Here is a 14,202-nt window from a genome sequence, read left to right on the forward strand (position 1 = left end):
ACAGTAAATTTCATAGCGATACCTACGGCACACTGTGTGAAAGCCTTAATTTTTACTGTGTTATAGTATAAATCATGCTATTTGGATTATTTCAGTATACGTGAAACTGCTGTAATGCTTATACAGCCTATATTTTAAGGATAAATATCATTAAAATATAGTTAGTAAAATTTACTAAAATTTAGTAACCACCATAAAAGCACCGGAAGAACCCAAATAGTTAAGCCTTAACTGAACCGTATTGGGATAAAAAATAGGGAATTACAGCCTTTTTCATTTATTTGAACCACAATCCCCTGTAGGACGCACAGCTGTGCGTCCCTACTAACCCAAGCGGATTAATTTTTAGCAATATGGTGAAATCCTATCAGGTATACAACGAATTAATCCAATGCCATTCCTGTGTCAAACCCTCTTTAAGAGAGACTTGCGGCTGATATCCCAGAATTCTCTGCGCTTTAGATACATCAGCACCAGTGTGGCGGGCGTCTCCCATAGCTTTTTCTATGTGGTTTCTTTTAATTGGTTTCCCAACAATTTCTTCAATCGTATCTAAGACTTCTGCTAAAACCACCCTGCTACCGCCACCGATATTAAAGATTTCTCCCACTGCTTCGGGTGCGGAGGCGGCGGCTAAATTGGCGGCGACGACATCACTAACAAACGTAAACTCCCGCGTTTGCTGTCCATCGCCGTAAATAGGAATCGCCTCATCCTGTAAAATGGATTTAAAGAACTTATGAAATGCCATATCTGGGCGCTGTTTGGGGCCATAAACAGTGAAATACCGCAATGATACACATGGCACACCAAAGTTTTTGTGATACAGTCTGCACAAAGTTTCAGCCGCTAGCTTAGTAATGCCGTAAGGAGAAACTGGTTGAGGGCAAATTCCCTCGTGGGTGGGTAATGTTTCTGCATCACCATATACACTTGATGAAGAGGCAAACACTAATCTTTTCAGGTCTGTAGCATCTTTGGCTGCTTCTAGCAAAATTTGTGTAGCGTTAATATTTCGTTCTGTGTAACCTCGAAAAGCTTTACCCCAACTCGCTCTGACACCTGCTTGTGCTGCTTGATGGTAAACTACATCAACATCTTTTAGGAGTTTCTGCCAATCTAAAAACTGCATATCTCCTTCAATTAATGTAAAGCCAGGTGACTGATGTAAGTGTGCAACATTCTTAAGCTTTAACATAGGATCGTAGTAATCATTGAATTCATCAATCCCGATCACTTCTTCTCCTTGTTGCAGCAATGTTTCTGCAAGATGAGAGCCAATAAAGCCAGCGGCTCCAGTAACAATAATTTTAGCCATGTTGCCTATTTTTTGATATTTTCATTAATCTCCATATTCACAGGTTAATACTTGTAATCAATGATCGTCATTACCTGAAGATGATTTTTTTCTCAATTATTTCAATGCTCCAAAAAATCATCATAAATACTTAAATATTGTACTTACACTGGAATGATCTAAGTATATTTATTGAATTATTGCTATTAATAACATTTAAAATTCTACTAATTCACTAAATTAGATTTTAAAAATAAATACAGTAAAAATTCGATAGCTATATTCCTTCTTGCACCCTCCTTCTCAGCCTTTTTAGTCATGAGGGGGCTTGTACAAGTGTGATCATTGGTGAAAAAATTGATCCGCGAGAGCCGAATCAGGTATTCTCGTTTCGCAAGGAACGCACGAGGAAAGCAGTGAAAGTTTTAGTTGTAGGTAACGGAGGGCGCGAACACGCTCTGGCATGGAAACTGTTGCAATCTAAGCAAATTGAGCAAGTTGTCTGTGTGCCAGGGAATGGGGGTACAGCAAGTATGGAACGTTGCCAGAACTTGCCCCTAGCAGTCGATGATTTTGAGGGCATGAGCCGATATGCTCTAGAACATGGCATAACTCTGGTGATAGTTGGACCAGAAGTGCCTTTGGCGAAGGGAATCACAGATTACCTCCAAGATAAAGGATTAATGGTATTTGGTCCAGTCAGAGCAGGAGCGCAAATTGAGGCGAGTAAAGCTTGGGCAAAAGCCCTGATGCAAGAAGCGGGAATTCCGACGGCGCAGGCTGCGGTATTTACGCAGGCAGCAGCAGCAAAATCTTACATCCAATCTCAAGGAGTGCCAATAGTCGTCAAAGCTGATGGCTTGGCGGCTGGTAAGGGTGTAATAGTGGCCGAAACAGTTGAACAGGCAGAAACTGCCGTTGATGCAATTTTTCAGGGACAATTTGGCAGTGCTGGTGAATTTGTCGTCATTGAAGAATGTTTGATTGGGCAAGAGGTGTCAGTTTTAGCGTTAACGGATGGGTTAACAATTCGACCCTTGCTGCCAGCTCAAGACCATAAGCGAATTGGTGACGGCGATAGGGGAGAAAATACTGGTGGGATGGGAGCCTATGCCCCAGCACCCATTGCTACACCAGAGTTGATGGCACGCATTCAAACAGAAGTCTTAGAAAGAGCGATCGCAACCTTACGAGCTAAAGGCATTGATTACCGAGGTGTACTGTATGCTGGGTTAATGATTGCACCCGATGGCGACTTGAAGGTTTTGGAATTTAACTGTCGCTTCGGCGATCCCGAAACTCAGGTGATTTTGCCACTCTTAGCAACACCTCTAGAAGAATTGATTCTAGCTTGTGTACAACAGCGGTTAAGTGAATTGCCGCCCATTGCTTGGAAAGCGGGAGCATCTGCCACTGTCGTTGCAGCTTCAGGCGGTTATCCCGGAGAATATGAAAAAGGCCAGGTCATTACTGGCATTGGTGAGGCAGAGGCAACAGGAGCAACCGTATTTCATGCAGGTACGAAGTTGAACCAGCAACAAGAATTAGTGACAGATGGGGGTCGAGTATTAAATGTGACCGGGATCGGAGAAAATTTTGAGCAAGCGATCGCTCAAGCCTACGCAGGGATCAAATATATTCAGTTTGAGGGGATATATTACCGGAGAGATATTGGGCATAGAGTAGCGAGTGATAAGCAAGAGGGGAAAACCCCATAAGCGATCGCTAAGGTATTCAATTTAAATGCAGTCTGATGTGTTTACTAGCAGCCGCTAACCTGAGGCGGACAACTAGCTCAAAATCACGACAGGTTGGATTTTTGTTAGACTGCTCATCTGTGCATAACCAATAGTCACAAAAATGAGGCTTAACGCGTTCATCCTCAACTGGATATTAACTCGGATGGCTGAAATGAGGTAAATTCGTTAAGACTACCTTACAGGAATATTCCCTGGAGTTTCCCATCTCTCTCTGTCCCCTTACATGTTTGTCAAATTAACTGTTAATTTTTTAGTTGTTGGGCTTTATAACAAAGACTACTAACAACTTTATTTAAGATGCTAAGTCTGTTAAAAACAATTCGACATGCGATCGCTACTTGGTGGTCGGAGTTCACACTCCAGACCAAATTATTGGCTGTGGCCACAATGGTAGTTTCATTGGTGATGAGTGGTCTGACCTTCTGGGCTGTGAATACAATTCAGCAGGATGCGCGGATGAATGACACCCGCTTTGGTCGTGACTTGGGGTTGCTACTTGCTGCCAATGTTGCCCCCCTAGTTGCTGACAATAATCTGACTGAGGTCGCCCAATTTTCTCAACGCTTCTACAGCAGCACCTCTAGTGTGCGTTATATGCTTTACGCTGATGAAACCGGGGAAATCTTTTTTGGCATTCCTTTTTGGGAAGCGGAGGTAGAAAACTCCCTTACCATTAAGCGGCGAATACAACTGCCAGAAGATTACCCTGGTGATGGGGAAAAGCCGATGGTGCGGCAACACATGACCCCAGATGGAACAGTCACCGATGTATTTATTCCCCTGATCGTCAATAAAAAATATTTAGGTGTATTAGCGATCGGTATCAACCCCAATCAGACTGCTGTCATTTCCACCAATTTTACCCGCGATGTTACCATTGCCGTTTTTATCACGATTTGGGTAATGGTGATTTTGGCAGGTGTAATTAACGCCTTAACCATCACCAAGCCCATTAAAGAACTGCTGGTAGGGGTGAAGCAAATTGCTACCGGGAATTTCAAACAGCGCATTGATTTACCTTTAGGGGGCGAACTGGGGGAGTTAATTTTAAGCTTTAATGAGATGGCAGAGCGATTAGAGCGCTATGAAGAACAGAATATTGAGGAACTGACCGCAGAAAAAGCCAAGCTAGAAACCCTAGTTTCAACGATCGCAGATGGTGCTGTGTTGATTGATAACAACATGCAGGTGATTTTAGTCAACCCCACAGCACAGCGAATTTTTGGCTGGGAAGCAGCTGATGTGGTAGGCCAAAATGTATTACATCACTTGCCCCCAGCGGTACAAATGGAAATCACCCGCCCATTGTACGAAATGGCCGCAGGCGAATGCGAAAGCGCCGAATTCCGAATTTTTATTAACCAACCCATCCCACGAACGATCCGCATTCTCTTGACTACAGTACTCAACGTGCAAAGAGAAAGCATCAAAGGCATTGCGATTACTGTCCAAGATATAACCCGTGAGGTGGAATTAAACGATGCAAAAAGCCAATTTATCAGCAACGTTTCTCACGAACTGCGAACGCCTCTATTCAACATCAAAACTTATATTGAAACCCTGCACGACTACGGCGAAGACTTAGCTTTACAAGAACGCCAAGAGTTTCTGCAAACAGTGAACCATGAAACCGATCGCCTAACCCGCCTAGTTAATGATGTTTTGGATTTGTCAAAACTCGAATCTGGTCGCCAGTACAACTTCGATGGCGTGGATTTAGCCCAAGCGATCGAGCAAACACTGCGTACTTACCAACTCAACGCTAAAGATAAAGGTGTTGAACTTTTGCAGGAAGTTGCTCCTAATTTGCCCCTGGTAATGGGTAATTATGATCTGTTAGTACAAGTGTTTGGCAACCTGATTGGTAATGCCCTTAAATTCACCAAAGCCGGTGGTAAAGTAGCAATCCGTGCCTACCAACTAGATTTCAAACCCAGTCACACCCTTTCTTCTCCAGTGCGGATTGAAATTTCCGATACTGGAATTGGCATTGCCACAGAAGATCAACACTCAATTTTTGAACGCTTCTTCCGCGTAGAAAACCGAGTTCACACCCTAGAAGGCACGGGTTTAGGTTTATCGATTGTCAGAAATATCATCGATAGACATCGTAGTAAAGTCCATCTGGTGAGTGAAGTCGGCATTGGCACCACTTTTTGGTTCGACTTAGCCGCCTTTGAAGAAAAAGCGCCACCGATACAAGTTGAACCTATTATTGAAACATCCAAAATCACCATAGCCTGAAGATTAGGGATTGGGCATTGTTTGTCATTTTTGACCATTCCTTATAAGGGTTATCGCTTGTATGCAATACACTCTCACCTCTCTCCTTTTAGGCTATACCTGAGTACATTTTCTGTCTCTCAAGTTAATCATGCTGCCGTTATTTACTTCTGTTATCCTCCCACCGTCTACATTACGAATGGATAGCTATAAAGGAAGAGGGTTAAGGGGTGAGGTTTCGCGTTGATTTTTCAGATCAATTGCTAACTGCGATGTCTACGACGGGCTTCGCCTACGCAATTTCCCTCACAGCACGCTCACTCTTGCTACAATCTTCACGCACTGCTACTTGTACTAGGGTATATGTGCAATTAATCACCACATGAATTTTGCCAGATTCAATCAATTATTTGAGAAAAACCAAGTCTTCAGGGTTGGGTTGTTCAAACACAAACTTGACTTTTTGACTGGAGATAAATGCTGTTAAAGCTCTATACATAATGGTTTCGGGGGTGATAATTCCCTTGGGTTTGAGGACTCTTTTGGTTTGAAAGAGCGATCGCTCTGCCTAACTTCCGATTCACCCATTTTTTGATAAATTAAGAAAAATACGGGTATATAAATATATTTAACGAAGTGTTCTCAAAAACTATTACCTCTGAGTAATGTTTGTTCTAACTCTCGGAAAAATCGGCTAGCCGAGAGTTATGTGTAACATAAATCACCACAATGCTAGAGGGAAATTCAGAATCATGATGTTTGCTCTAAAACCAACACAGATACTCAGACGCATAATATCTGCATCACTAGTTAGTTTTTTGTCCTTAGAGGTTGTTCCCACCGCAGCGTTCGGCAACCCACCCCCTGCGTCTGTTGAAACCAATCTGAAAGTGCCTAGCACAATGTCTTATGAACCGTTTAATACTAACCGTTACTTAAAAGTGCCGCCCAATTTCTCTATCTCTGTTTATGCTCGCATTAAGCAAGCTCGCTTTATGGCAGTTGCTCCCAATGGGGATCTTCTAGTGTCACAGCCCAGTACGGGTAAAGTGTTAATTGTCCGGCCAAATGGCAGCAAAGACCCAATTATTTCTGACTTCGTGACAGGTCTACGCAAACCACACGATATTGTGTTTCATAAAATTGGCGATACCACATACATTTATATCTCAGAGACTCATCAAATTAACCGCTTCATCTACAACTCTGGAGACCTAATCGCCAAAAATCGTCAAATCGTTGTAATTGGTTTACCAGACAGCAGCACATCAGAACTCAAAGGCTCTTATGGTCACGAACTGAAAAATATTGCACTTGATTCCAACCACAAACTCTACGTGTCGATTGCCTCTACGTGCAATGCCTGCCTGGAAGATACTGTCAGTTACCCAAAGCGTGGTGCGATTTACGTGTATGACGCTGATGGAACCAATCAGCGGCTTTTTGCCGAAGGATTACGTAATGCCGAAGGGTTAGCATTCTTGCCTGGCACAAATGACCTTTGGGTAGTCGTTAATAATCGAGATAACATCGCCTATCCCTTCAACGATAGCAGTGGCAATTACGGTAAGATTATCCCCTCTTACGTAGACAACCACCCGCCAGAGGAGTTTACAAAAGTCCGAGATGGCGGTAACTACGGTTGGCCATTCTGCAACCCTAATCCTGACACGCCAACTGGCCTCAACAATATGCCGTTTGACCGAGACTATCAGTTCAATGCTGATGGACGTGTTAATTGCAATGCAATGGACAGGATTGACAAAGGTATCCAAGCCCATTCGGCTCCCTTGGGGCTAACATTCTTACAAAATACTCAGTTTCCCAGCCTGTACGCAAGTGGGGCAGTAACGGGGCTGCATGGTTCATGGAATCGGCAGAAGAAAACGGGCTACAAAATAGCTTACTTTCCCTGGAACAGTACGACAAAGAGTCTAGGGGAGGAAATGGATTTAGTCAATGGTTGGCTAGTTCCCGAAACGCAAGAAGTCTGGGGACGACCCGTGGATATGGTAGTTGACCAGCAAGGTAATTTGTTAATTTCGGATGACTACAGCGGCACCATCTACAAGCTATCCTATAATCTCTCCTCCACGCCGTCAGAACAGGTTAAGGTCTACAGTGACCCTAATTTTACTGGAGTTTCCCAGTCATTTCCTACAAGCCCAGGAGTATACAAGGCTAACCAAGGTGACTTAAAGGTTGTTGGTAATGATGCTATTAGCTCATTAAGTGTACCACCGGGTACAGTGGTACGTGTTTGCCAACATGAAACCGGTGGTCGATGCCGTGAGTTTAGTGCTGGTGACTATAACTCCGTTGGAGCTGACTTAGATAACATCATCTCGTTTATAGAGGTCAACCCGTCAGTACAGGTTAAGGTCTACAGTGAACCTAATTTTGCTGGAGTTTCCCAGTCATTTCCTACAAGCCCAGGAGTATACAAAGCTAACCAAGGTGACTTAAAGGTTGTTGGTAATGATGCTATTAGCTCATTAAGTGTACCACCGGGTACAGTGGTACGTGTATGCCAACATGAAACAGGCGGTCGATGCCGTGAGTTTAGTGGTGGTGATTATAAATCTTTAGGAGCTGACTTAGATAACATAATCTCGTTTATAGAAGTCAAATAGCACCAGTCACCGAATTTTAAATTTTGGATTTTGGTGAAGCAGCGCGGTCTTCTCCCTTGGCGCTAGCGTCTCCCCTTTGGGAGAAGGAGAGACGCTAAGAGCGAACGAGCGTCACCCGAAGGGATTGAATAATTTAAAATCCAAAATTTAAAAAGGTCTGAGAGGATCTTTGGAAAGTCAACTAGAAACTGCGATCGCAATTTTTCCCACTGCACGCCCAGTTTCGCTATAATCATGAGCCGCCGCTAGTTCTTCTAAGGGATATGTGCGATCAATCACCACACGAATTTTACCCGCTTCAATCAATTCTTTCAGATAAACCAAGTCCTGAGTGTTGGGTTTTTCTAGGATAAATTTCGCTTTTTGACCGGGAAGGAATGCTGTTAAGATGCCCTCTAAGAAGACTTCAGGGCTGGGTAGCGTGGTGATATAAATTCCGTTGGGTTTGAGGACTCTTTTGGTTTGTGAGAGCGATCGCTTACCCACTGCATCAAAGATAATGTCATACTGCGCTATATCTTGGGTAAAATCTTGCTGCGTATAATCAATCACGCGATTTGCTCCCAGAGATTTCACCAAATCCAAGTTTTTAGTACTGCTAACTCCCGTCACTATTGCCCCTAAAGCCTTAGCAATTTGTACTGCAAAACTGCCTACACCACCCGCAGCACCATTAATCAAAACAGTTTGTCCTGTTTGAATATTTCCCTCATTTCGCAGCGCTTGCAGAGCCGTGAGCGCTGCTAAAGGCACAGCCGCAGCTTCTTCATAGGATAAATTTGTTGGTTTGAGAGCCACCAAGTTTTCTGGGACGGCTGCAAATTCGGCATAACCTCCTCCAGGAAAGCTAGTACTGCCATAAATAGCATCTCCTGCTTTAAAATGCGTGACACCAGAGCCAACTGCTACCACATCTCCCGCCACATCAAACCCCAGAATCTTTGGAAAATTGCTGCCGCTAATCAAACTCAACATCCCTTTACGGATTTTCCAATCAATGGGATTAACACTACTAGCACGAACTTTCACAAGTAACTGCGTTAGTTCAATTTTCGGCTGCTCCACATCTTCATAGTGCAACACCTCAGCCGCGCCATACCGACGGATAACGACTGCTTTCATCGCATTCCTCCTGCTACCCTGTTTGACTCATACAACTCAGACAGCCTGTTTTTCCTGATAAATCTAGTGTAGCGATGTCTATGATGGGCTATGACGCTCTCTACGAGAAGCTGCGCGAACGCGGACTCGCTATCGGTGTCGCAAGGCTGATTATCTCTGAATCCACGGAGGTGGATTTTGCTTGTGTAGTCGGGACTTTTTAAAACGTTTCGATAAAACCCATTATCTTTATTCGTCAGTCGTAAATACAACACCTTCATACACCAGTTCAATTGGACATTCAAACTCAATGCTCGATAAAGTGACGATATCTCCAGCCGTGTAGGGATAGTAAAGCCACATCTTACCCTCACCCCGACAGTAACGCTCAACAGAGATTTTTTCCGAGTCAATCAAGAGATATTCTTGCAAACTGGGGATTGTCAGATAATAAGTAAATTTTTCACCCCGGTCTTTAGCGTTTGTACCTGGGGAAAGAACTTCGACAATCAGCTTGGGATGTTGAATAAAGTTGCGGGCATTCAGGTCTTCAGGGTCGCAACTGACAATAACATCAGGATAATAATAGCGGCTCTGGGGCGTGAGTTGCATTTTCACATCTGACACATTCACTCGACAACCTCTGGAACGCAGATGAGGGTACAAAGCTCTGTAGAGATTTAGTGCAATGTCGTTATGGGGAATTGTACCACCTGTCATCGCAAACACTTCGCCATTGGCATATTCGTAGCGAAGGTCTTGCTGAGGTTCCCATTCTAGATATTCCTCAACGGTCATTTTTGGCGGCTGTTGGGGGATGGCTATCATAACGAAACTAAGATTTTTTACGCTTGGTTTGATTGTAGCCAAATAGTATCAGCAACAAAGAACGGTATCTGGAAAACCTCTCTCTGAAAAGAAGAGAGACTTTAAACTTTTCTTCTTCCTGCATCAGGAAGGGGGTTAGGTTTTTTGCAAAGGTTTGTAGTGAGCAATTCAGAAAATTCATTGCGATCGCTCAATCATGTTAGATTGTAGTTTGTTGTTTCTCTTAAACACAAAATCTGAGAATTTTTTACCCATCTCCTCATTGTGGGAATGAAAAAAAGGAGTTGAAAGTTAAGTTTTTTGAAAATTATGTGCAGCAACACACCTATCCCCATTAGCTTATATGGCTTATCAGATAAGACTTAGAACCACAATTGAATATCATTGTCAAAGCAAAAATTAAAAAAATATGAATTGCATTTTTACCCTCAAAAAAATGATATGTTAGATACAGAATTGAATTTCGCACGTTTCTGGAGTAGAACGATGTAGACTACTCCAGTTTTTCACCCTCAAACCCTTGGTCTTGACTGCTTTTGACGGAATTTGAGGGCAATCTGAGTACACATTAAAATAACCCAAACCCAGTTACAAGTAGATTAAATTCCTTGTTGGGATTGGGTTTTAGCTGAGTACAAAGAAATCCTGAACCCCTATCTATAAACACTAGAACCCCAACCAAAAAATACTAGAACCCCTACCCGAAAAAAACTTTTTTAATTCTTGTAATGCTTTAAGAATTAGGGTTTTTAGTATTTGAGTACAAATGTAATAAATCCAATAAATTCTATCCTAGATACACATATCGCCTAGCTTCAAGACGGCTGATATAAATCTTTTATCGCCAATCACTTAACGCTCTGAAACAAAACAAAGCGAAAAGTGAGTGGAGGGATGACATAGCACCATGCCTGAAGTGAAGAGAAGTCGCGGCTGTAAGCACAAATTCTACCCAAGAACCGAACGTTGACACACACCAGCCGAACATCAGATATCTATCGCCTGCCTGACTTGAAAACAAGTCGCCCTCACCCAAGGGTTTGCAGGCAGTGTGGAAGACGCGACTTCAATTCTGGGCATGAAAGAGTAGCAACAACATCTCCCACAGTGGCAGCCAAGTCCACCGACCTTTTGCGAAACTCAATGACATCACCGTCTACACGACTCCTCAACTCCAACGCTACGGAATCGCCAACCCAAGCAAAATCAGGTGGTTGCGGCTGTGACAGCACCACCAGCACCACCGTGGAAAGGGACGAAAAGCTCCAAGAACGCATTGCTAAACATCCCTGCTACAGCGAAGACGCTCATCACCACTACGCCCGGATGCACGTTGCAGTTGCACCAGCTTGCAACATTCAATGCAACTATTGCAACCGCAAATATGATTGCGCTAACGAAAGCCGTCCTGGAGTAGTTAGCGAATTGCTAACACCAGAACAAGCAGCACACAAAGCTTTGGTCATTGGCGGCAAGATTCCCCAAATGACAGTTGTGGGAATTGCCGGCCCTGGCGACCCTCTGGCGAACCCAGAAAAGACTTTCCGCACATTTGAGTTGATTGCAGAGCAAGCACCAGACATCAAGCTGTGCTTATCAACCAATGGTTTAATGCTGCCAGATTACATCGATCGCATTAAACAATTAAATATAGATCACGTGACGATCACCATTAACATGGTAGATCCAGAGATCGGTGCTAAGATTTATCCTTGGGTTCACTACAGACGCAAGCGTTATAGAGGCATTGAAGGCGCAAGAATTCTCCACGAAAGACAGATGGAAGGATTACAAGCCCTCAAAGATGCTGACATCTTGTGCAAAGTCAACTCCGTGATGATTCCCGGAATTAATGACCATCACTTAGTTGAAGTGAATCGAGTCATTCGTGAGAAAGGTGCATTCTTACACAACATCATGCCATTGATTTCTGCACCAGAACATGGCACACACTTTGGTTTAACCGGTCAACGCGGCCCCACACCCAAAGAACTCAAAGAAGTTCAAGACAACTGCTCCGGTAACATGAAAATGATGCGTCACTGTCGCCAGTGCCGTGCCGATGCAGTCGGATTATTGGGAGAAGACCGCAGCCAGGAGTTTTCCAAAGAGAAATTCTTGGAAATGACTCCAGAATACGACATGGAACAACGCGCTACTGTTCACGAAGGGATTGAGAAGTTTAAAGAAGAACTTAAAGTAGCCAAAGACAAGGCGCTAGCCGGGAAGAAATTTGCTAACAGTCCTAAAATCTTAGTTGCAGTAGCAACCAAAGGCGGTGGATTGGTTAACCAACACTTCGGTCATGCGAAAGAATTCCAAATTTACGAAGTGGGTGGGGACGAAGTTCGCTTTGTCAGTCATCGCAAAATTGACCAATACTGCCAAGGTGGATACGGCGAAGAAGCTTCTTTTGAGCATATTATGAAAGCGATCGCAGATTGCAAAGCAGTTTTAGTCTCCAAGATTGGTAACTGTCCTCAAGAAAAATTGCAAGAAGCTGGAATCAAGACTGTTGAAGCTTACGACGTGATTGAAAAGGTTGCTTTAGAGTTTTACGAGCAATACGTTAAGGAATTAGGGAATAACGAATAGGGCATGGGGCATAGGGCATGGGGCATGGGATAAGAATTATCCTCAATGCCCTCCCCTAAACCCAATCCTCAATGCCCAATGCCCACTTGCCCTGAGCGAAGCCGAAGGGATGCCCCATTCCCAAAAAAGGAGAATAAATCATGGCTTACAAAATTCTTACTAGCCAGTGTATTTCCTGCAATCTCTGTCTAACGGTATGTCCCACAAATGCAGTTAAAGTAGTTGACGGACAGCACTGGATTGACCCTGAACTTTGTACAAACTGTGTTGGTAGCATTCATACCGTGCCTCAGTGTAAAGCTGGTTGTCCCACCTGCGACGGTTGCGTTAAGCAGCCTAGCGATTACTGGGAAGGCTGGTTTGCTAACTACAACCGCGTAGTTGCTAAATTAACAAATAAACAAGATTACTGGGAACGTTGGTTTAACTGTTATTCCCAGAAATACTCGGAACAGTTGCAAAAACGCCAACCCCAAAAAATGGCAGCAGAAGCTTAAATAATTCGTAATTCTTAATTGAAGACAACAATGCAAAATAACTGCATCTATCTCGATAATAATGCCACCACTAAGGTAGACCCAGAAGTTATAGAGGTAATGCTACCTTACCTGACGGATTATTACGGCAATCCCTCCAGTATGCATACCTTTGGTGGGCAAGTCGGTAAAGCAGTGAGAACAGCAAGAGAACAACTTGCAGCCATCCTGGGAGCCGATGAGTCAGAAATTGTCTACACAAGTTGTGGTACTGAAGGAGATAACGCGGCGATTCGAGCCGCACTGTTGGCACAACCAGAAAAGCGACACATCGTCACTACTCAAGTTGAACACCCCGCAGTACTCAATGTCTGCAAACAATTAGAAACCCAAGGTTATAGTGTTACCTATCTATCAGTAAATCATCAAGGGCAGCTGGATCTAGATGAACTAGAAGCTTCCTTGACGGGTAACACCGCCCTGGTGACAATTATGTATGCTAATAACGAAACCGGAACGATTTTCCCGATTGAGCAAATTGGGTTGCGCGTAAAAGAATATGGTGCTATCTTCCATGTAGATGCGGTGCAAGCAGTGGGAAAAATCCCGTTGAATATGAAGACTAGCACGGTGGATATGTTAACCCTGTCTGGTCACAAGCTTCACGGGCCTAAAGGAATTGGTGCTTTATATATCCGGCGCGGGGTTCGGTTCCGTCCCTTCATGATTGGGGGACACCAAGAACGCGGACGGAGGGCGGGAACTGAGAATGTTCCAGCAATTATCGCCTTGGGCAAAGCTGCGGAACTAGAACTGTTACACTTAGAAGAAGCGACTGCAAGAGAAAGAAAGCTGCGCGATCGCCTCGAACAAACTTTACTCGCTAAAATCCCCGATTGTGTCGTTAACGGTGACGTTACGCAGAGATTGCCAAACACAACCAATATCGGCTTCAAGTACATCGAAGGTGAAGCAATCCTACTGTTATTGAACAAATACGGTATCTGTGCATCATCCGGTTCTGCTTGTACCTCCGGTTCTCTAGAACCCTCCCACGTCCTGCGGGCAATGGGCTTACCCTACACAACTTTGCACGGTTCAATTCGCTTCAGTCTTTGTCGCTACACTACAGAAGCCGAAATCGATCAAGTAATAGAAGTAATGCCCAGTATTGTAGAACGTCTACGCGCCCTCTCACCCTTCAAAAATGATGATGCAGGTTGGTTGCAAGGACAAGAACAAGCACTAGCGCATCGTTAGGGACTAGGGACTGGGGATTAGGGACTGGG

The 14,202-nt window shown here is 43.9% G+C and carries 9 protein-coding genes; 6 read left to right on the forward strand and 3 right to left on the reverse strand.

Annotation, left to right across the window (positions count from 1 at the left end; translation table 11 throughout):
* Positions 1-367: 367 nt before the first annotated feature.
* The gene (locus tag F8R90_RS13825) at positions 368-1,318 is read right to left on the reverse strand and encodes an NAD-dependent epimerase/dehydratase family protein (protein ID WP_196511231.1); all 951 of its coding nucleotides are present in this window, start codon (positions 1,316-1,318) and stop codon (positions 368-370) included.
* Positions 1,319-1,713: 395 nt separating this feature from the next.
* Here F8R90_RS13825 and purD point away from each other — a divergent pair, with 395 nt between their 5' ends.
* From purD to F8R90_RS13840, 3 genes are all read left to right on the forward strand, one after another.
* Positions 1,714-3,015: a phosphoribosylamine--glycine ligase gene (gene purD, locus F8R90_RS13830; RefSeq protein WP_196511256.1), complete on the forward strand. Its 1,302-nt coding sequence runs from the start codon at positions 1,714-1,716 to the stop codon at positions 3,013-3,015.
* A 339-nt stretch (positions 3,016-3,354) separates the two neighbouring features.
* Positions 3,355-5,301, forward strand: a complete 1,947-nt coding sequence (gene nblS, locus F8R90_RS13835; RefSeq protein ID WP_196511232.1) for a two-component system sensor histidine kinase NblS — start codon at positions 3,355-3,357, stop codon at positions 5,299-5,301.
* Positions 5,302-6,032: 731 nt separating this feature from the next.
* Positions 6,033-7,913: a PQQ-dependent sugar dehydrogenase gene (locus F8R90_RS13840; RefSeq protein ID WP_196511233.1), complete on the forward strand. Its 1,881-nt coding sequence runs from the start codon at positions 6,033-6,035 to the stop codon at positions 7,911-7,913.
* Between the two features lie 177 nt (positions 7,914-8,090).
* On the opposite strand, the gene F8R90_RS13845 is transcribed toward F8R90_RS13840, so the two are convergent.
* Positions 8,091-9,035, reverse strand: a complete 945-nt coding sequence (locus F8R90_RS13845; protein ID WP_196511234.1) for an NAD(P)-dependent alcohol dehydrogenase — start codon at positions 9,033-9,035, stop codon at positions 8,091-8,093.
* Between the two features lie 228 nt (positions 9,036-9,263).
* Positions 9,264-9,842, reverse strand: a complete 579-nt coding sequence (locus F8R90_RS13850; protein ID WP_196511235.1) for a Uma2 family endonuclease — start codon at positions 9,840-9,842, stop codon at positions 9,264-9,266.
* A 1,143-nt stretch (positions 9,843-10,985) separates the two neighbouring features.
* Between F8R90_RS13850 and nifB the strand changes: the two genes are divergently transcribed.
* From nifB to nifS, 3 genes are all read left to right on the forward strand, one after another.
* Positions 10,986-12,437, forward strand: coding sequence for a nitrogenase cofactor biosynthesis protein NifB (nifB, locus tag F8R90_RS13855; RefSeq protein ID WP_196511257.1), 1,452 nt, complete (start codon positions 10,986-10,988; stop codon positions 12,435-12,437).
* Between the two features lie 140 nt (positions 12,438-12,577).
* On the forward strand, positions 12,578-12,934 hold the full coding sequence (locus tag F8R90_RS13860; protein ID WP_196511236.1) for a 4Fe-4S binding protein: 357 nt from the start codon (positions 12,578-12,580) through the stop codon (positions 12,932-12,934).
* Between the two features lie 30 nt (positions 12,935-12,964).
* Positions 12,965-14,173 (forward strand): cysteine desulfurase NifS, encoded by a 1,209-nt coding sequence (gene nifS / locus F8R90_RS13865; protein WP_196511237.1) that lies wholly within the window; start codon positions 12,965-12,967, stop codon positions 14,171-14,173.
* The last annotated feature ends 29 nt before the right edge of the window (positions 14,174-14,202 follow it).

Source organism: Nostoc sp. NZL, assembly GCF_015714705.1.
Classification (GTDB): domain Bacteria; phylum Cyanobacteriota; class Cyanobacteriia; order Cyanobacteriales; family Nostocaceae; genus Nostoc; species Nostoc foliaceum_A.

Coding starts and splice junctions, on each gene's coding strand:
- F8R90_RS13825 (WP_196511231.1), bottom strand. CDS start 1,318: ATGGCTAAAATTATTGTTACTGGAGCCGCTGGCTTTATTGGCTCTCAT.
- nblS (WP_196511232.1), top strand. CDS start 3,355: ATGCTAAGTCTGTTAAAAACAATTCGACATGCGATCGCTACTTGGTGG.
- F8R90_RS13840 (WP_196511233.1), top strand. CDS start 6,033: ATGATGTTTGCTCTAAAACCAACACAGATACTCAGACGCATAATATCT.
- F8R90_RS13845 (WP_196511234.1), bottom strand. CDS start 9,035: ATGAAAGCAGTCGTTATCCGTCGGTATGGCGCGGCTGAGGTGTTGCAC.
- F8R90_RS13850 (WP_196511235.1), bottom strand. CDS start 9,842: ATGATAGCCATCCCCCAACAGCCGCCAAAAATGACCGTTGAGGAATAT.
- nifB (WP_196511257.1), top strand. CDS start 10,986: ATGACATCACCGTCTACACGACTCCTCAACTCCAACGCTACGGAATCG.
- F8R90_RS13860 (WP_196511236.1), top strand. CDS start 12,578: ATGGCTTACAAAATTCTTACTAGCCAGTGTATTTCCTGCAATCTCTGT.
- nifS (WP_196511237.1), top strand. CDS start 12,965: ATGCAAAATAACTGCATCTATCTCGATAATAATGCCACCACTAAGGTA.